This window comes from Methyloversatilis thermotolerans, assembly GCF_000372885.1.
In the GTDB taxonomy this organism is placed as follows: Bacteria; Pseudomonadota; Gammaproteobacteria; order Burkholderiales; family Rhodocyclaceae; genus Methyloversatilis; species Methyloversatilis thermotolerans.
Window position 1 is genome coordinate 1352428 of sequence record NZ_KB889967.1, and the last position, 19176, is coordinate 1371603.

Below are 19176 nucleotides of genomic sequence, written 5' to 3' on the forward strand. Positions count from 1 at the left end.
CGTTCCGGCTCAGGCGAGCTTGCGCGCCACTTCCTGGATCTCGAAGATTTCGAGCTGATCGCCCTCTTCGATCTCATTGAAGCCGCGCAGCGACAGCCCGCACTCGTAGCTTTCCTTCACTTCCTTCACATCGTCCTTGAACCGCTTGAGCGAATCGAGCTCGCCGGTCCAGATGACCACGTTGTTGCGCAACAGACGCGCGCTGGCCGAACGCTTCACCATGCCGGAGGTGACCATGCAGCCGGCCACCGTGCCGACCTTGGAAATACGGAACACCTGACGGATTTCCACGGTACCGAGCACATGCTCGCGCTTCTCCGGCGCAAGCATGCCGGACAGTGCCGCCTTCACCTCATCCACAGCCTCATAGATGATGGTGTAGTAACGCAGATCAACACCGAAATTCTCGGCCAGTTTGCGCGCGCCGACGTCGGCCCGCACATTGAAGCCGATGACCACCGCCTTGGATGCCTGGGCGAGGTTGACGTCGGTTTCCGAAATCGCACCGACCGCAGCATGAATCACCTGCACCCGCACCTCGCTGGTGGACAGCTTGGTAAGCGACTGCACCAGCGCTTCCTGCGAACCCTGCACATCGGCCTTGATGATGAGCGGGAGCACCTTCACCTCGCCCTCGCCCATCTGCTCGAACATCGATTCCAGCTTGGCAGCCTGCTGCTTGGCCAGTTTCACATCACGGAACTTGCCCTGACGGAACAGCGCGATCTCGCGTGCCTTGCGCTCGTCGGCGAGTGCCAGCGCCTCATCTCCGGCTGCCGGCACATCGGACAGGCCCTGTATCTCAACCGGGATGGACGGACCGGCTTCACTGACCGCCTTGCCCGACTCATCCAGCATCGCACGCACCCGGCCGAACACCTGGCCGCACAGCAGGATGTCGCCGCGCTTGAGCGTGCCCTGCTGCACCAGCACCGACGCCACCGGGCCCTTGCCCTTGTCCAGTCGCGCTTCGATCACGAGACCGCGCGCGGGCGCATCCTTGGGCGCCTTCAGTTCCAGCACTTCCGCCTGCAGCAACACGTTCTCGAGCAGGTCGTCAATGCCGGTTCCCTTCTTGGCCGACACCGGGATGAAGGGCGAATCGCCGCCGTATTCTTCCGGCACCACACCTTCGGCCACCAGTTCCTGCTTCACGCGGTCCGGATTGGCTTCCGGCTTGTCGATCTTGTTGATGGCCACCACGATGGGCACATTGGCCGCCTTCGCGTGATGGATGGCTTCGCGCGTCTGCGGCATCACGCCGTCGTCCGCCGCCACCACCAGGATGACGATGTCGGTCGCCTTGGCCCCGCGCGCACGCATCGCCGTGAACGCCTCGTGACCCGGTGTATCGAGGAAAGTGATCATGCCGCGCGGCGTATCGACGTGATAGGCGCCGATATGCTGCGTGATGCCACCCGCTTCGCCCGCGGCCACCCGGGCTCGGCGGATGTAGTCGAGCAGCGAGGTCTTGCCGTGGTCGACGTGACCCATGACCGTAACTACCGGTGCACGCGGCAGCAACTCGACATCCTTGTGCGCGTCATCGGCCTCGCCGAGGAAGGCTTCCGGATCATCCAGCTTGGCCGGCTTGGCGACATGGCCCATTTCCTCGACCAGGATCATCGCAGTTTCCTGATCGAGCACCTGGTTGATGGTGACCATCTGACCCAGCTTCATCAGCGCCTTGATCACCTCGGTGGCCTTGATCGACATCTTGTGAGCCAGATCGGCGACCGAAATGGTTTCCGGCACCAGAACCTCGCGCACCACGGCCTCCGCAGGCGCGGCCTGCGCCTGATCGTGGTCTCGGTGATGGCGACCTTTCGGACCCGCGCGCCAGCCGCCGGTACCGGCATCGCCGCGCGTCTTGATCTGGCGGCGCTTGGCGGCGTCGTCCTTCCAGTTGGTGCCCGGCTTGCCCTTGGCCGGCGCGGCGGCCGGCTTGGCCGTCTTGGCTGCCCCCTTGTCATCGGCCTTGGCCGGCTTGTGCAGGGTGCCCGCAGGCGCCTTCGCGGCAGCCGCCTTGGCATCCTCTTCCGCCTTTGCCTTGGCTTCCGCCTCCGCCTGCGCCTTGGCCAGTCGCGCCTCCATCTCATGGCGCATGCGCACCTCGCGCTCCTGCTTCTCCTTCAGTTCGCGCGCCTGGATGGCAAGAAGTTCTGCGTGACGCTTGGCCTCGCGTTCGCGCGCCGACATCGGACGCTCGACCGCCGGCGCCGGCTCGGCAGCCTCGACCTCTGCCGCGGGAGCCGACTCTGCAACCTCGGGCTCAGCCACAGCGACCGCTTCCGGCATGATTTCGAGCGGAGGCTCCGGTTCCGGAACCACCTCAGGCTCGGGCGCAAGCTCGACCACCACCGGCTCGGGTGCAATCGCCTCGACTACCGGCTCAGGCTCGCGCAAAGGGGTCCTGTCCTCTTCAGCCGGCGGCGAAACCTCGGATACGCCAGCGGCCTGCGCGGCTTCTTCCGCCAGGATGTCCGCCGGATCGCGCTTGACCAGCACACGCTTCTTGCGCACTTCGACCTGGACGGTACGCGCCTGACCGGACGAATTGGTGGCCTTGATCTCGGTGGTCTGGCGACGCGTCAGCGTGATCTTGGTCTTTCCCGCCGTTTCACCGTGCTGTCGACGCAAGTAGTCGAGCAGACGTGCCTTGTCCTGCTCGGTCAGCGAATCGCCTTCGCTCTTCTTGTCCACGCCGGCCTGCCTCAGCTGTTCAAGCAGGGCCGACGCCGGGATTTTCAGCTCGGTTGCAAACTGGGAAACACTCATCAACGCCATACCGTCCTCAATTATTCAAACCAGTGCGCTCGCGCAGTGGTGATCAGCGATGTCGCACGCGCGGCATCGATGCCCGCGATCTCCACCAGTTCGTCCACCGCCAGATCGGCCAGATCGTCACGCGTGCGCACATTCGCACGCGCCAGCTGGGCGGCCAGCTGCTTGTCCATGCCATCGAGCGCAAGCAGCGCATCATCCACCTGCTCGAGCTGTTCCTCGTCCACGATGGCCTCGGTCAGCAGCACATTTCGCGCACGGGTGCGCAGCTCATTGACCGTGTCCTCATCGAAGGCCTCGATCTCCAGCATTTCGGCGAGTGGCACATAGGCCACCTCCTCCAGCGTCGAGAAACCTTCGTCGATCAGGATGTTCGCAACCTCCTCGTCCACGTCCAGCTTGGACATGAACAGCAGGCGGATGGCGGCATTCTCGGCATCGGACTTCGCCGCCGACTGCTCGACCGTCATCAGGTTGATCTTCCAGCCGGTCAGTTCGGAAGCGAGACGCACGTTCTGCCCGCTGCGGCCGATGGCGATCGCGAGATTATCTTCATTCACCACGACATCCATGCAGTGCGCATCCTCATCAACGACGATGGAAGCGACTTCCGCCGGCGCCAGCGCACCGATCACGAACTGCGCAGGATCGGGCGACCACAGGATGATATCGACCCGCTCGCCGCCCAGCTCATTGGTCACCGCCTGCACGCGTGAGCCGCGCATGCCTATGCAGGTACCTTGCGGATCCACGCGTGAGTCGTTCGACTTGACGGCGATCTTGGCGCGTATGCCCGGATCACGGGCCGCCCCCTTTATCTCGATCAGACCGTCCTCGATTTCGGGCACTTCCAGTTCGAACAGCTTGATGATGAATTCCGGTGCGGTACGCGACAGGATGATCTGCGGGCCGCGCGCCTGACGGTCGACACGCAGCAGGACCGCCTTCACGCGGTCGCCCACGCGCAGGTTCTCGCGCGGAATGATGTGCTCGCGCGGCAGCAGCGCTTCGAGGCGACCGACTTCGATGATGGCGTTGCCACGCTCGATGCGCTTGATCGTTCCGGTGACCAGATGATCCTTGCGCTCCAGGAAATCGTTGAGGATCTGCTCGCGTTCAGCGTCGCGGATGCGCTGCAGGATGACCTGCTTGGCCGCCTGCGCACCGATACGACCGAAATCGACCGGCTCCAGCGCCTCTTCGATGTACTCATCGACCTGGATATCGGGAATCTGATCACGGGCATCGATGATGCCGATCTGCGCCTCGTCGTTCTCGACCAGCTCATCCGGCAGCACGTGCCAGCGCCGGAAAGCCTCGTATTCGCCCGTCTCCCGATCAATGGACACGCGCACGTCGGCATCGTCATGAATGCGCTTCTTGGTCGCAGAAGCCAGCGCCGTTTCGAGCGCTCCGAACACCACTTCGCGGGCCACGTTCTTTTCGCGTGCCAGTGCGTCGACCAGCAACAGAATCTCGCGACTCATCGTTTCAACTCCTGCTTGCGTTCAAAGTCCGGCACCAGCCTTGCACGCTCGATCTTGGAAAGCTCGAACTCATAGGCTTCGCCCTTCACGTCCAGCGTCAGCCGATCATCCGCAACCCCCGCCAGACGGCCGGTGAAATTGCGTTGATTGCCGACCGGCACGCGCAGACGCACCTGCGCCTCCTGGCCTGTGAAGCGGACAAAATCGGAAGTCGTGCGCAGGGGACGATCAAGCCCAGGAGAGGACACTTCCAGCCGGTCGTAATCGACGTTCTCGACCATGAACAGGCGGGTAAGGTGATTGCTCACCGTTACGCAGTCGTCCACCGTGATGCCCTTCGGGATATCGATGAACACGCGCAAAAGACGGCCCCTGGGCGATGTTTCGAGGTCGACGAACTCGTAGCCCAGTCCGCTCACTGCCTGTTCGATCAGTTCCGCGACATTCATTCCTGCGACAACTTCCGGAAATACAAATAAAAAATGGGCGGACCGCCCATCGAAACGCGCCAAAACTGCCAGCGCAGCAAGAACGCGAGTGTAACAGAGGGCGACACTCCCTTCAAGCCGGAAGGAAGGTCGCCCCCTGGATGACCACAGCCATCAAGCCTCGCCCTGCCCGGCAGGACGCGTGGCCGGACGTCGGCGCCGGCGCGGCGGGCGCTTGCGCGCGGTCCCTTCCGCCTCGACCGGCCCACCGTCGGCACGGACAGCCTGCGGCGCCGGCGCAGCCCCCTCTCCAGCCACGCGAGGTTTGCGTGGCCCACGCCGGCGACCGCGCCGGGCAGCGGATGGCGCATCGGCCGCACCGGCCCCTTCGGCCTCGACGGCGGGAGATGCGCCGCCCTTGCGAGGCTTGCCCTTGCCCGGCACAACCGACATGAGGCGTGTCACCTCCTCGGCCTTCAGCTCCAGGGTCTTGCCACGCGCCAGGTGCTTGGGCAATTCGAAAGGGCCATAGCGCACACGCATGAGGCGGCTCACCGTGAGCCCGATGGCTTCGAACATCCTGCGCACCTCGCGGTTGCGACCTTCCGAGAGCGTGACGCGATACCAGTGATTGGCCCCTTCACCACCGCCGTCGACCAGCGAGTTGAACTTTGCGATGCCATCCTCGAGCTCCATGCCGTCGACCAGCTGCTTCGCCTGCTCAGGGGTCAGCTCACCCAGCAGACGCACCGCGTACTCGCGTTCCAGCTCGAAACTCGGATGCATCAGCTTGTTGGCCAGCTCGCCATTGGTGGTGAATACCAGTAGGCCTGAAGTGTTGAAGTCGAGACGACCGACCGCGATCCAGCGACCGGCACTCACCTTGGGCAGCTTGTCGAAAACCGAAGGACGGCCTTCCGGATCGTCGCGCGACACGATCTCGCCTTCCGGCTTGTGGTAGAGCATGACGCGCGGCGCACGCTGCGCGAAGTGGATCTGTATCAGCTTGCCATTGACCCTGACCTTGTCTTCGGGACCGATGCGCTGCCCGACGTGAGCCGGCATCGAATTGACGCTGACGCGGCCGGCGATGATCCACTCCTCGAGCTCACGCCGCGAACCCAGCCCCATGTCCGCCAGCATCTTGTGCAGCTTCTGCGGCTCCTTGAACACCACCGGCCCGCGGCGTTTCGACTTGCTGTCCGGCGATCGGTAGTTGGCAACATTGCCATTCACATCGCCACCCGGTCTGCGTCTACCTTGCATCATTGAATTCCATCACCTTCTGTAGTTCGGCCAGCGGCGGCAGCTCCGCGAGCGTGCGCAGGCCCAGATCGTCGAGAAAACGTCTTGTCGTTGCATACAGCGCCGGACGGCCGGGGACTTCGCGGTAACCCACGCTGTCTATCCAGCCGCGACCTTCGAGCGCCTTGATGATGCCCGGCGACACCGCGACACCACGGATGTCCTCGATGTCACCGCGGGTCACTGGCTGGCGGTATGCGATGATCGCCAGTGTTTCCAGCACAGCCCGCGAATACTTCGCCGGCTTTTCGTTCCTCATCCTGTCCAGATAGGGCTGCATGTCCGCCGTAGTGCGGAAGCGCCAGCCGGAAGCCACCTGGACCAGTTCGATGCCGCGACCCGACCACTCTTCGCGCAATTCGTCGAGCAAGCGCCGCAGCAGCGCGTGATCCAGATCCTGCTCGAACAACTTCCGGAGATCGGCGGTGCCCAGCGCATCCTGCGACGCAAGCAAGGCCGCTTCCAGCACGCGCTTGATGTCAGCCGGGCTCGGCGACGACGTCGGCTGTGTCGTTTCGGGCAGTTCTGACATAGATCGGCGCAAAAGCTTCGAGCTGAAGCAGTTCTATCAGGTTCTCGCGTGCCAGTTCGAGCACGGCAAGAAAGTTCACAACCATGTGCGCAGCGGTCGGGTTGCGCTCGAAAAGCTGATCGAAACGCAGATCACCCTCCTCCTGCAGCCGGCGCAGGATGCCGGACATGAATTCACGCACCGACAGGGCCTCACGGCTCACCTTGTGATGGCGAGTCATGTCCGCCCGTCTCATCAACGCCAGCCAGGCGAGCTGAAGATCGGTTGCGCTGACATCCGGCTGGATTTCGGCCAGCCTTTCCGCCACCTGCACCCCGACCCACTCGTGTTCGCGCTGGATGCGCGGAATCCCGTCCAGCGCGAGGGCGGCGGCCTTCATCTGCTCGTACTCGATGAGCCGGCGCACCAGTTCGGCACGCGGATCCTCGACGTCTTCCCCGGATTCGCGCGGCGGCCGCGGCAAAAGCATGCGCGACTTGATTTCCAGCAACATGGCCGCCATCAGCAGATACTCGGCAGCAAGCTCGAGCCGGTGTGTGCGCATGGCGTCGACATAGGCCAGATACTGGGCCGTCAGCGGCGCCATGGGAATGTCGAGGATATCGACGTTCGCCTTGCGTATCAGGTACAGCAGCAGATCGAGCGGCCCCTGGAAAGCATCCAGGAACACTTCGAGCGCGTCGGGCGGAATGTACAGGTCGAGCGGAAGTTTTTCCAGCGTCTCGCCATACAAGCGCGCCGTGGGATGGGGCAGGACCGCCTCGTCACCCTCCCCCGCAATGACGGTCTGCGCGACCATCAGGCGTAATTCAGCCCCATGGCTTCACGCACGTCGCGCATGGTTTCCGACGCAAGCTTGCGGGCACGCTCGCAGCCATCGGCAACGATATTGCGCAACAGCATGGGATCCTCCTCGTACTGTCGCGCCCGCTCGTGGATCGGCGCCTGCTCCTTCAGCACGGCGTCGATCACCGGTTGCTTGCATTCAAGACAGCCGATTCCGGCCGAACGGCAACCTTCCTGCACCCATTGCCGCGTGGAATCGTCGGAATAGATCACGTGGAACTGCCACACCGGGCATCGTTCCGGTTCCCCCGGATCAGTCCGGCGCACGCGCTGGGTGTCGGTCTTCATGCCACGGATCTTCTTGGTCACGACCTCCGGATCCTCCCGCAGCATGAGCGTATTGTTGTAGGACTTGGACATCTTCTGCCCGTCCAGGCCCGGCATGCGGGCAGCCTCGGTCAGCAGCGCGCCCGGCTCGGCGAGAATCATCTTGCCACCGCCCTCCAGATAGCCGTACAGGCGTTCGCGGTCGCCAAGGCTGAGGCTCTGCGCCTCCTCGAGCAGGGCCTTGGCCTGGGCCAGCGCCTCTTCACGCCCCTCCTGCTGGTACAGCGTGCGCAGTTCGTCATACAGCTTGCCGCGCTTGCCGCCCAGCTTCTTGACCGCCTCGCGTGCCTTGTCCTCGAAACCCGGCTCCCGGCCGTAGAGATGATTGAAGCGGCGCGCCACCTCGCGTGTCAGTTCGACGTGCGGCACCTGATCCTCACCTACCGGCACCAGATTGGCCCGATAAATCAGGATGTCGGCGGACTGCAGCAAGGGGTAACCGAGAAAACCGTAGGTAGACAGATCCCTGTCGGTGAGCTTTTCCTGCTGGTCCTTGTAGGTCGGTACGCGTTCCAGCCAGCCCAGCGGACACATCATGGACAGCAGCAGGTGCAGTTCTGCGTGTTCCGGCACGCGCGACTGGATGAACAGCGTGGCCTGAGTCGGATCCACGCCTGCGGCGAGCCAGTCGATCAGCATGTCCCATACGCTGCGTTCGATCACCTGCGTGTCCTCGTAGCTGGTGGTCAGTGCGTGCCAGTCGGCAACGAAGAACAGACAGGGATATTCGTGCTGCAACCTCACCCAGTTCTTGAGCACGCCGTGGTAGTGGCCGAGGTGCAGGCGACCGGTGGGCCGCATGCCGGAAAGAACGCGTTCTGCGTACATATTCAAAGTGTCCGATTCAGAAGAACAGCGAAAGCAACAGCGACTTCGACACCTGCAGCATGGGCGCCAGGATCAGGTCCAGGCCGCCCAGAACAAGCAGCCCCAGCAGGATGAACAATCCGTAGCGCTCGATCCGGGCAAATGCCATCGCAGCCCGCCCCGGCAGCAGACTGATCATGATGCGTCCGCCGTCCAGCGGCGGAATGGGCAGCAGGTTGAGCAGCATGAGCACCAGGTTGATGGCCACGCCCGCTTCCGCCATGCGTCGCAGCGGTTCACCGAACAGCGCCTCGGGCGGCTGCACCAACGACATCTTGAACGCCAGCATCCAGCCGATTGCCATGAGCAGGTTCGCGCCCGGTCCCGCTGCCGCCACCCACAGCATGTCGCGCTTGGGATTTCGCAGACGTGAGAAGTTGACCGGCACCGGTCTGGCCCAACCGAACAGCAGGCCTTCATGTCCGGCAAGCGCGCTGCCGAAGTACATGAGCAGAGGTACCGCTATCGTGCCGACCGGATCGATATGCCGCAAGGGATTCAGCGAAATGCGCCCGGCCAGCGCGGCGGTCGGATCCCCGAACAGCCTTGCCATGTATCCATGAGCAGCTTCGTGCAGAGTGATCGCCAACACGATCGGCAGCACGATGACCGCCAGTCGCGCGATGCTTTCGTCCATAAGCCGCGGGATGCTAACAGAAGGCGGGCATGGCGTCAGTCAAGCCCGAAACGCGCGAGATCGCCACCCCCGGCGCGAACCAGTTCGGGGCTGCCGGACGACAGATCGATGACCGATGTGGGCCGGGTGCCGCAATGACCGGCGTCCAGCACCAGATCCAGTTCGTGCTGCAGGCGCTCGCGGATGTCCTCGGCATCGGTCAGCGGCAGTTCCTCGCCCGGAAGCAGCAGGGTCGAACCCAGAAGGGGTTCGCCCAGTTCGGACAGCAGCGCCGACACGACCGGATGATCGGGCACGCGCAGACCTATGGTCTTGCGCTTGGGGTGCAGTATGCGTCGCGGAAGCTCGCGCGTGGCTTCCAGAATGAAGGTATAGGCCCCCGGCGTGGCGCTCTTGAGCAGACGGAACTGGGCGTTGTCCACCCGCGCAAAGGTCGCGATTTCGGACAGATCGCGACACATGAGCGTGAAGTGGTGATGTTCATCGACACCCCGTATGCGACGGATGCGATCAAGTACGCGCGCGTCCCCCATGTGTCCGACCAGCGACCACGCGCAGTCGGTCGGAATGGCGGCCAGCCCTCCGGCACGAAGGATGTCTGCCGCCTGGCGTATCAGTCTGGGTTGGGGATTGTCGGGATGGAGCGAAAAGAGCTGGGCCACGGATACCTGTCGAATAAAGTCAGCCGACGCTGCCTGTCATGCCGGATGCCCCTCGGAGGCGAACCGGAGAGCCGGCGCATGCCACACAGCGGTCAAGCCATCCGGCAGCGGCGCGCCGCGGCCGAGATCGACCGGACTTTCGTCCGGTGCGTGAAAATCGGAAGCACGCGAGGCGTAGAAGCCGAACTCGCGAGCCATTCGTGCAAACGCACGCATTTCCGGCTCGCCGTGCGAACCGGACACCACTTCGATCGCCTCTCCACCAGCGGCCTGGAACTCCGCCAACAGGCGCCGCATCTGGTCACCTGACAGGCGGTAGCGCCCCGGGTGCGCGATCACCGCCACACCTCCGGCGCCACGTATCCACTGCACCGCACAGGCAAGCGAAGTCCACCGATGTTCGACGTAACCCGGTCGTCCTCGCACCAGGTAGCTGCGGAACACTGCATGCACATCCGCAGCATATCCCTGCTCCACCAGCACGCGCGCGAAATGGGAGCGCCCGACCAGCGACGGATTGCCGGCCAGTCGCAGCGCGTTCTGATAGGCATCACGGACGCCGAGCAATTCCAGTGCCTCGGCCATGCGCAACGCCCGCGCATCACGCCCGCTGCGCACCTGCGCCAGGCCTTCCGACAACGGCGCGTGGCGCGGATCGATGGCCAGCCCGACGACGTGTATTGTCATGTCCATCCAGGTGACCGAAATCTCGACGCCGTCGACGAAATCCAGACCGAGCCGCACTGCCTCGGCACGCGCTTCGGCCAGACCGCCGAGATTGTCGTGATCCGTGAGCGCCCAGAGATTCACGCCATTGGCATGAGCCCGGCGCGCCAGTTCGACAGGCGACAACAGGCCATCGGAGTGACAGGAGTGGCAGTGCAGGTCGGCGTTCATTAACCTTCGATTCTATCAGGCCGACGCAGTGCGCCTCGCACCGCTACAATCCACATCATTTGCAACCAGGGAAACGCAATGAATCATCCGGATACGCTGCGCTACGCGGACACGCACGAATGGGTCAGGACCGAGGCGGATGGCACGCTCACCGTCGGCATCACCGATCACGCGCAGGATGCGCTGGGCGACGTGGTATTCCTGCAACTGCCGGACGTCGGCCGCCAGGTCTCGCGCGGCGAGGCGATGGCGGTGATCGAATCGGTCAAGTCCGCTTCTGACATCCATGCACCTGTCGCCGGCACAGTGGTGTCGGTCAACGCCGCATTGAGCGAACAGCCTGAACAGGTGAATCAGGATCCGTATGGCGCATGGATGTTCGTGATCCGCCCTGACAGTGCGTCCGAGATCGATCAACTGCTCGACGCCACGGCCTACAGCGCATCACTCGACTGAGCTCGCCGGGGCGGCTCAGCTCCGGCCACGGCCAATGCGGCGGCCGTGCTTGCGCAGGCTGCTCGACAACTGGTCGATGATTTCGCCGGCGGCACCGACGATCTGGTCGTCGCCGAAACCGGCGGCTTTCATCTCGCGGTAGAAGGATTTCGCAAGCATGCGCGCAAGCTGGGCCGGTTGTGCGAGACCGCTTGCCAACACCTGTGCGAGCGGGTTCCCGCCTTCGGCCTGTACCGCGCGGCGCGCGAACTCCGACTCGAGAAGGAAGGAGAGCTGAGCAGCCTGGACCGCCTTGCCGGCGAACAGGGCGAGGGCATCGAATTCGCGCTCGTCGGATTCGGTGAACGGGGGCTGGCCCTGGCCGCGACGCAAACAGATGACGCCGAGCGCATGACCATCGAGCAGGATGGGTGCGCACATGAAACAGCCCCCCTCGCCGATATGGCCGTGCTCTCCCGAAGGCGTCGCATCTGCATGCTCAACCCGCACGGTGCGACCGCTGCTCATGACGTGGAGCGCGACCGAATCGCCGCCATCGATACGTACATTGTGCAGTTCGTCGCGCAGATCGCCCCGCCACACGGCGAGCGCGAGCGACGCCTGTCCGCCCAGACCATCGGCCATCAGGATGCTCAGACGGCTGGCGGCAAGGCGCTGCCAGCACAGATCGGCGACAGAATCGAGCGCTTGCTGGATGAAACCGGGCGGCAAGCCTTCGACATTCTTTCCCTTCATGACGCGCACCTCCCCGCGGCGGGACTGCCGTCGCGATCCATCCAGCCTGCGATGCGGCCGGCAAGCGAAACGGAAGCACGCGCAAACGCCTGCGCCCCGCCCCGGGCATCCGCCTGCTCCGACGGCTCACGGATCGAAAACCTCATACGATCCAGAATTTCATGTCCTGTCCCGTCCACCAGCGTTGCCATGCCACTGATCAGCGCCGTCGATGACGAAGGACTGTCGAACACCTGGATGAACTCGCTCAGGTCGATCACCAGACGACATCCGCGCCCGTGGCCCTGCACCGAAAGAACGTCGCCGAGACGGGTCTGCAACAATTCGCCAGGGGCCGCCGCCCAGCGACTTTCGGCATAGCGGTGGCGTCGCGTCGGACTGTCGTAGTCGAGCCGGTAAGCCATGGCCGTGCTTTCAAGCCATGTCGGCGCAAACACATCCACTTCCCCCGGCGCGTTGCGCACCGCGATCACCGGCGCTTCGGTACCGAGATCGTGCAGCCCGGGCGCGCGTGCTCGCGGAATCACGCTGCCACAGGCCGTCAGCAGCAGCATCAGTGCGATGCAAAGCAGGCGTCCTGTCATGGTTTCACTCCTCCCTCGCCCGGTGCTTCGAAACCGGATTCGCCCGGACCGGGGCTCACCGCATCGCGGCCCAGCAGGAACATCTGCGGTGAGCTGTCGACATCGTCCAGCATCCTGCGCAAGCGACGCGAATCCCGCACCGCCTCGTCGATCAGGCGATTCAACCTGGGCAGGGTCTCCGCACTCAGCTCGCGGCCAGTGTGCCGACTCAGCTTTTCCAGTTCCGACGACAATGCCCGGATCGAAGCGAGCGACAGGCGCAGTTCGGAAGCCAGCGGCTCACCCGCCGCGGCAAGCGACTCGAGACGGGACAGAATCTCGCTTGCGCGATGGATATTGTCGTCCGACAGCACCGCCTGGATACGCTGCAGCGTGAGCTGCAGATCCTGAGTCAGTCCTGGCAGCGCACCCAGCGTACGATCAAGATGCCCGGTCGCCGACGCGAGATTCCGGACCGTCGCCGATATGTGAGCGGCGTTCTCGTCGTCGAGAAGCACATGCAGCCGGGCCAGCACGTTCCGCAAGGCGTCCATGGTGTCGTTCATATTGCTGCCAAGGGTACCGAACGCCGACCCTCTCATCGGTATCCGCACCTCTCCGTCATCACCCGGCTTCAGCAATGTCGTGTCCGAGCCGTCGTCCGACAGCTCCACCAGCGCCAGACCGGTCACGCCCAGATAGCCCAGTTCCGCGCGCATGGACTGGGTGACCGGAAAACGCTCCGGCAGCGAAATGCGGACATGGATTTCCCTGGGATTCGCCGGATTGATTCCGATCGAGCTGACCTTGCCCGCGCGTATCCCGCGATAGCGCACCTGCGCCTGCGGATTGAGCCCGCCGACATCGGCGGTAGTCACCAGGAGATAGTCGCGACCACTTTCATCACCACTGGACAGATACCACAGCCCGAATACCACCCCTGCACCGAGCACGATCAGGAAAAGCCCGGCGGCCAGGGCATGCGCGCGACTTTCCATCGTCAGCTCCTCGCCCGAGCGAGCGCGCGTTCCATGCGGTCCAGCGCGAAGAACCCGCGAATGAAGGGGTGATCCTGTGCCATGACATGTTCAAGTGTGCCGTAAGCCAGTATACGTCGCTCGCCAAGGACAGCGACACGGGTAGCCAGCGCAGCCAGCGTATCGAGGTCATGCGTCACCAGCACGACGGTCAGTCCAAGCTGTTGCCGCAGCCGCCGGATCAGTTCGACAAAGGCGGCGGATCGATCCGGATCGAGACCGGCGGTCGGTTCGTCCAGCAGCAACAGTTCAGGTTCCAGAGCCAGCGCCCTGGCCAGAGCGACGCGCTTGACCATGCCGCCGGACAATTCTGCCGGCATGAGCCAGGCGTGTTGCGCCTCCAGTTCCACCATGGCGAGCTTCACCATGACGAGATCGCGCACCGTGTCGCGGTCCAGCCAGCGCAGCTCCCGCAAGGGAAAGGCGATGTTCTCGAACACGTTCAGCGCGGAGAACAGTGCCCCCTGCTGGAACAGAACCCCGAAACGACGGCGCAGGGCGCGATCTGCCAGAGGATCTCCTGACAGCACCGGCTGGCCGAGTACCTTCACCTCGCCCGAGGCTGGCCGGAGCAAGCCCACGATCTGACGCAACAGCGTCGTCTTGCCGCTGCCCGACCCGCCGACCAGAGCCACCACTTCGCCTGCCAGGACGGCAAGGTCGAGTCCCGCGTGTATGGTCTGCCTGCCGAAGCGGGTCACCAGCCCCGACACCTCGATGACCGGCTTCATCCAGGCATCCCCATATTGCGTGTCGCGATCGCGAATACGGCATCCACCAGGATGACCAGCGTGATGGCGCTGACCACCGAGCGCGTCGTATTCTCGGACAGGCTTTCGGTGTTCGGCTTCACGTTGAGCCCGAAATGGCAGGCCACCAGCGCGATCGTCATGCCGAACGCCAGCCCCTTCGCCAGACCTATCCAGGCATTGGCGAGCGGCACCACGCGTGGCAGCGTGTCGAGGAAGAAGCCGAAGGACATGTCAAGCTGGAAAGCGGCCGCCACCATGCCGCCGGCAATTGCGGCCGAAGATGTCCACGCGACGAGCAGCGGCATGGTGATGAGCAAGGCCAGCACCTTGGGCAGCACGAGACGCAGCCCGGCCGGCACCCCCATCGTCGCGAGCGCGTCGATTTCTTCGGTTACGCGCATCACCCCGAGCTGTGCGGTCATTGCCGAGCCGGAACGCCCCGCCACCAGAACCGCGACCAGCACAGGGCCGAGCTCCCGCGTGATGCCGATGCCCAGGATGTCGATGATGAACACGTCCGCACCGAAGTTTTTCAATTGCAGAGCGGACAGGTAGGACAGCACGATGCCGATGAGGAAGCCGACCAATGCGGTGATCGGCAGTGCGCTGACACCGGTCTTGTACAGATTGGCCGACAATTCTCGCAGCGGCGCATCCTGCGGCCTTCGTGCGAGATGGACAAGATCCAGCGCCGCCTGCCCGAGCACGCCGACGACGCCCAGCATCTGGGACAGCGCGCCCAGTCCGCGCCGACCCAGTCCGGCGATGCGACCCGGTATCGATGCCCTGTCGGGCGCAGCGGGTGGCCGCGGTCCCAGCACGCTCACCGCCGCGAACATTCCGCGCAGCGCTTCATCGGCGATCAGTGTCTCGGGCAGACGCTCGCCCCAGGTACGCCACAACACGCTCGCGCCCAGCGTGTCGAGGCGCTGCACGCCGGACAGATCCCATGTCCGCGCGCCGGCCGAGGCCCGCGTCAACCGTTGCCGCAGCGACGGCAAGCGTCCCTGCAGACCGGCGAGCGTCCACTCCCCGGCCAGACGCACACTCCCGTCATCGCCCGTCACCTCCACGGATGGCGTCGCGACGTTCATGCGGCGATCAGGCGGCGCTCACGCCCTTGTTGCGCACCGACCTCAACTTGAGGTCCATGCCCAGGGACTGCCATTGCTTCTGTTCGTCCTGAAGGCTGGCGGCGGTCAGCGGTGAAGCCGTGAGCCAGTCGGCGCCGCCGTACAGTACGAAACCGTGCGCACTGGCTTCGAGGCGCACCGGAAGATCGGCAAAATCGTCGCGGCTGCGATGCAACAGCACCGCCAGGCGCAGGCAAAGAATGAGCGGCCAGTCGCGGCCATCGGCCAGCGTGTGCACCTTCTCCAGCTTGCCGCGATGGGCGAGCACCAGTCGGGCCAGGCGCGCCTGGTCCCTGCGAGAAAAGCCTGGCATGTCAGCATTGCCGACGATGTAGGCGCTGTGCTTGTGATACCCCGCGTGGGCGACGGAAATGCCCAGCTCATGCAGCCTGGCCGCCCAGCTCAACAGATGGAGTTCCGCATCGTCGTCGGCGGCATCCAGGTGAAGTTGCCGGAAAAGAGCGAGTGCCGTGTCATGCACGCGCGCGGCCTGCTTCTGGTCGACCTGATAGCGGCGCATGAACTGCAGAACCGTAGCGTCGCGCAGATCCCGGTGGTGGTAGCGGCCCAGCAGGTCGTACAGCACGCCCAGCCTGAGCGCGCCTTCGGAGAAACTCATGCGCTCCAGGCGGAAGGTTTCGAACACCGCGGACATGATGGCAAAGCCGCCTGGCAGCACCGGCAGGCGATCGGAGCGCAAACCGGGAATATCGAGCCTGTTTACGTCACCCGCCCGCAACAGCAGTGCGCGCAACCTCTCCATCCCGTCGCGCGTGAGCGCGCCTTCCGCCCAGCCATTCAGCTCCATGATGTCCAGCAGCGCGCGCGCGGTTCCGCTGGAACCCACCGCCTCGTCCCAACCGTGCGTGCGGTAGTCGTGCTCTATCGTTTCCAGTTCGCGTCGTGCTGCAAGTTCCGCCTCGCGCAGCGACTTCTTGTCCATGCGTCCATCCGGGAAGAAGCGCAGGCTGAACGCAACGCACCCCATGTACAGCGACTCGAGCGCGAGCGGCTCGAAACTGCGGCCGATGATGAATTCGGTCGACCCTCCGCCGATATCGACCACGAGCTGCTGGTTCGCGGGGTTGGGCAGCGTATGTGCGACACCCACGTAGATGAGCCGGGCTTCTTCACGGCCGGCGATCACCTCGATCGGAAAACCCAGCGCCGCTTCTGCCTGGGGCAGGAATTGCGAGGCATTCTTGGCGACGCGCAGCGTGTTGGTCGCCACCGCACGCACCTGGTCGGGAGAAAAACCGCGCAGTCTCTCATTGAAGCGCGACAGCGCCTCGAGCGCCCGCATCTGCGAAGCGGCATCCAGCAATTTGCCCTGACCCAGGCCGGCTGCCAGGCGCACCGTTTCCTTGACGCCATCCAGAGGATAGATCTGGTCGTCGACCACTCGCGCGACCTGGAGCCGGAAACTGTTGGACCCCAGATCGACGGCGGCGAGAAGTTCGTAGCTCATGCGGCAATGCAATAAAGGAATCACGCGGAGTTTAGCAGCGTGCCGACGCTGCGCCGCCCCGCCGCGCGCAGCCGATCACTGTAATAATTCCACAGTACTGATGTCACAAAATGGCGACCCGCCCTCACCCGTGCCGAAACAGCCTTCCTATGCCGTCCATCCTGCCGGTTCCCCGCTACGCACCCGACCACTTCATCAATCGCGAACTGTCGCTGATCGCATTCAACCGGCGCGTACTCGCCCAGGCTGCCGATGAGCGCGTGCCGCTGCTGGAACGGCTGAAGTTCCTGTGCATCGTGTCCAGCAATCTGGACGAGTTCTTCGAGGTGCGGGTCGGCGGACTGCGCGAACAGATACGGCTGGGCGCGCGCGGGGTCACGTCCGATGGCAGGTCGGCACAGGACGCGCTGCGTCTGATCGCGGCCGAAGCGCACCAGCTCATCGCCGAGCAGTACGCCCTGCTCAACGAAGTCATCCTGCCTCTGCTGGAGAAGGAAGGCATCGTGTTCCTGCGGCGCGGCAACTGGACCGAGGCGCAGCATGCCTGGGTGCGCGACTACTTCACGCGCGAGCTCATGCCGGTGCTGACCCCGATCGGTCTGGATCCGTCCCACCCCTTTCCCCGCGTGCTCAACAAGAGCCTTAATTTCGCGGTCGAGCTCGAAGGTCGCGACGCGTTCGGCCGCAGTTCGCGCTTCGCCATTGTCCAGGCCCCGCGCGCGCTGCCGCGCGTGATCAAGCTTCCCAGGGAGCTGACCGGCGTCGATCACGGTTTCATCTTCCTGTCCTCGGCCATGCACCAGAACGTGGGCGACCTGTTCGAAGGCATGAACGTGCTCGGCTGCTACCAGTTCCGCGTCACGCGCAACTCCGATCTTTTCCTCGACGAGGAAGAGGTGAAGAACCTGCGTCAGGCGCTGCAGGGCGAGCTGCCACAACGGCACTACGGGGATGCCGTGCGTCTCGAGGTCGCGGACAACTGCTCGGAGCAGATGGCCGACTTCCTGCTGCAGCAGTTCAGTCTCACCCGCGACGACCTCTATCGCGCACCGGGCATCGTGAATCTGGTGCGCCTCATGCAGGTCCCCGACTGGGTGGACCGCCCCGACCTGAAGTACCCGCCTTTCGTGCCGCTGCTGCCGCGCGCCATGGAAAAGCGTTACGACATCTTCGCGACGATCCGCAAGCAGGACGTGCTGCTGCACCACCCCTTCCAGTCCTTCAAGCCGGTGATCGATCTGGTACAGCAGGCGGTAGATGACCCGGACGTGGTCGCGATCAAGATGACGGTTTATCGCACCGGCACCGATTCGGTGCTGATGGAGGCGCTGGTGCGTGCCGCGCAGAAGGGCAAGGAAGTGACCGTCGTGGTGGAACTGATGGCGCGCTTCGACGAGGAAGCCAATATCAACTGGGCATCGCGTCTGGAGGATGCGGGCGCCCATGTGGTCTATGGCGTGTTCGGCTACAAGACACACGCCAAGATGCTCATGGTGGTGCGCCGGGAACAGATGGACGGCAATATCCACTTCCGCCGCTATGTGCACCTGGGCACCGGCAACTACCATCCGCGCACCGCGCGCTTCTACACCGATTTCGGTCTGATGACCGCGAACGAACAGATCGGCGAGGACGTGAACGAGGTATTCAAGCAGCTCACCGGGCTGGGCCATGCAGGCACGCTCACCCATCTGTGGCAGGCACCGTTCACACTGCACAGCAATGTCATCGCCGCCATCGGCCAGGAAGCGGAAAACGCCCGCGCTGGCCGCAAGGCACGCATCATCGCCAAGATGAACTCGCTGGTGGAAGACGATACGATAGAGGCGCTCTACGCGGCCAGCCAGGCCGGCGTGGATATCGACCTCATCGTGCGCGGCGTGTGCGCGCTGCGCCCGGGCGTCACCGGCCTGTCGGAGCGCATCACGGTAAGGTCAATCGTCGGCCGCTTTCTCGAGCATTCCCGCATCTACCACTTCCATGCGGATGGCGAGGAGAAGCTCTACCTGGCAAGCGCCGACTGGATGGAACGCAACTTCTTCCGGCGCATCGAGGTCGCCTTCCCGATACTCGACGTCAAGCTCAAGCGCCGCATCATGAAAGAAGGTGTGCGTCCCTATCTGCTGGACAACAGCCAATCCTGGGAAATGGAACCGGACGGACGCTATCGCCGCCGGGTATCCCGCGCCGCTCGCCACTGTGCCCAGGAAACCCTGCTGAGCGAGTATTCCAAAGACGCACTCTGACGAGCGTGAAGGGT

General features: G+C 64.1%; 18 protein-coding genes. 2 read left to right on the forward strand and 16 right to left on the reverse strand.

Annotated features, from left to right (window positions below):
* Positions 1-9 precede the first annotated feature (9 nt).
* The 10 genes from infB to A3Q7_RS0105760 form a co-directional block, all read right to left on the reverse strand.
* Positions 10-2778, reverse strand: coding sequence for a translation initiation factor IF-2 (gene infB, locus A3Q7_RS0105715; protein WP_018410898.1), 2769 nt, complete (start codon positions 2776-2778; stop codon positions 10-12).
* A gap of 20 nt (positions 2779-2798) precedes the next feature.
* Entirely contained in the window at positions 2799-4271 is a 1473-nt protein-coding gene (gene nusA, locus A3Q7_RS0105720; RefSeq protein ID WP_018410899.1) for a transcription termination factor NusA, read from the reverse strand.
* The gene (gene rimP / locus A3Q7_RS0105725; RefSeq protein WP_018410900.1) at positions 4268-4720 is read right to left on the reverse strand and encodes a ribosome maturation factor RimP; all 453 of its coding nucleotides are present in this window, start codon (positions 4718-4720) and stop codon (positions 4268-4270) included. Before rimP ends, nusA begins: the two co-directional genes overlap by 4 nt.
* Positions 4721-4873: 153 nt before the next feature.
* Complete coding sequence (rluB, locus tag A3Q7_RS0105730; protein ID WP_040570820.1) at positions 4874-5965, reverse strand: 23S rRNA pseudouridine(2605) synthase RluB; 1092 nt, start codon at positions 5963-5965, stop codon at positions 4874-4876.
* Complete coding sequence (scpB, locus tag A3Q7_RS0105735) at positions 5955-6536, reverse strand: SMC-Scp complex subunit ScpB (RefSeq protein WP_018410902.1); 582 nt, start codon at positions 6534-6536, stop codon at positions 5955-5957. Before scpB ends, rluB begins: the two co-directional genes overlap by 11 nt.
* A complete protein-coding gene (locus A3Q7_RS0105740) occupies positions 6484-7335 on the reverse strand; it encodes a segregation and condensation protein A (RefSeq protein WP_018410903.1) in 852 nt (283 codons plus the stop codon). Before A3Q7_RS0105740 ends, scpB begins: the two co-directional genes overlap by 53 nt.
* Positions 7335-8537 (reverse strand): tryptophan--tRNA ligase, encoded by a 1203-nt coding sequence (locus tag A3Q7_RS0105745; protein ID WP_018410904.1) that lies wholly within the window; start codon positions 8535-8537, stop codon positions 7335-7337. The genes A3Q7_RS0105740 and A3Q7_RS0105745 overlap by 1 nt, the downstream gene beginning before the upstream one ends.
* 16 nt (positions 8538-8553) lie before the next feature.
* Positions 8554-9213, reverse strand: a complete 660-nt coding sequence (locus A3Q7_RS0105750; RefSeq protein ID WP_018410905.1) for a site-2 protease family protein — start codon at positions 9211-9213, stop codon at positions 8554-8556.
* Positions 9214-9248: 35 nt separating this feature from the next.
* A complete protein-coding gene (locus A3Q7_RS0105755; RefSeq protein ID WP_018410906.1) occupies positions 9249-9875 on the reverse strand; it encodes an L-threonylcarbamoyladenylate synthase in 627 nt (208 codons plus the stop codon).
* 36 nt (positions 9876-9911) lie between these two features.
* Positions 9912-10772 (reverse strand): 3',5'-nucleoside bisphosphate phosphatase, encoded by an 861-nt coding sequence (locus tag A3Q7_RS0105760; protein ID WP_018410907.1) that lies wholly within the window; start codon positions 10770-10772, stop codon positions 9912-9914.
* A 78-nt stretch (positions 10773-10850) separates the two neighbouring features.
* Between A3Q7_RS0105760 and gcvH the strand changes: the two genes are divergently transcribed.
* The gene (gene gcvH / locus A3Q7_RS0105765) at positions 10851-11228 is read left to right on the forward strand and encodes a glycine cleavage system protein GcvH (RefSeq protein WP_018410908.1); all 378 of its coding nucleotides are present in this window, start codon (positions 10851-10853) and stop codon (positions 11226-11228) included.
* Between the two features lie 15 nt (positions 11229-11243).
* Here gcvH and A3Q7_RS0105770 read toward each other — a convergent pair whose 3' ends face one another.
* The 6 genes from A3Q7_RS0105770 to ppx are packed head-to-tail and all read right to left on the reverse strand — an operon-like array spanning position 11244 to position 16916.
* The gene (locus A3Q7_RS0105770) at positions 11244-11963 is read right to left on the reverse strand and encodes a GAF domain-containing protein (RefSeq protein ID WP_018410909.1); all 720 of its coding nucleotides are present in this window, start codon (positions 11961-11963) and stop codon (positions 11244-11246) included.
* The gene (locus A3Q7_RS0105775; RefSeq protein WP_018410910.1) at positions 11960-12547 is read right to left on the reverse strand and encodes an ABC-type transport auxiliary lipoprotein family protein; all 588 of its coding nucleotides are present in this window, start codon (positions 12545-12547) and stop codon (positions 11960-11962) included. Before A3Q7_RS0105775 ends, A3Q7_RS0105770 begins: the two co-directional genes overlap by 4 nt.
* Positions 12544-13524 carry an MlaD family protein gene (locus tag A3Q7_RS0105780; protein ID WP_018410911.1) on the reverse strand — a complete coding sequence of 327 codons (981 nt, stop codon included), beginning with the start codon at positions 13522-13524 and terminating at the stop codon, positions 12544-12546. The genes A3Q7_RS0105775 and A3Q7_RS0105780 overlap by 4 nt, the downstream gene beginning before the upstream one ends.
* Before the next feature lie 2 nt (positions 13525-13526).
* Positions 13527-14294 (reverse strand): ABC transporter ATP-binding protein, encoded by a 768-nt coding sequence (locus A3Q7_RS0105785; RefSeq protein ID WP_018410912.1) that lies wholly within the window; start codon positions 14292-14294, stop codon positions 13527-13529.
* Positions 14291-15409 carry an ABC transporter permease gene (locus A3Q7_RS0105790; RefSeq protein WP_018410913.1) on the reverse strand — a complete coding sequence of 373 codons (1119 nt, stop codon included), beginning with the start codon at positions 15407-15409 and terminating at the stop codon, positions 14291-14293. Before A3Q7_RS0105790 ends, A3Q7_RS0105785 begins: the two co-directional genes overlap by 4 nt.
* Positions 15410-15416: 7 nt before the next feature.
* On the reverse strand, positions 15417-16916 hold the full coding sequence (gene ppx, locus A3Q7_RS0105795) for an exopolyphosphatase (protein ID WP_018410914.1): 1500 nt from the start codon (positions 16914-16916) through the stop codon (positions 15417-15419).
* A gap of 149 nt (positions 16917-17065) precedes the next feature.
* On the opposite strand from ppx, the gene ppk1 reads away from it, so the two are divergent.
* On the forward strand, positions 17066-19162 hold the full coding sequence (gene ppk1, locus A3Q7_RS0105800) for a polyphosphate kinase 1 (protein ID WP_018410915.1): 2097 nt from the start codon (positions 17066-17068) through the stop codon (positions 19160-19162).
* The last annotated feature ends 14 nt before the right edge of the window (positions 19163-19176 follow it).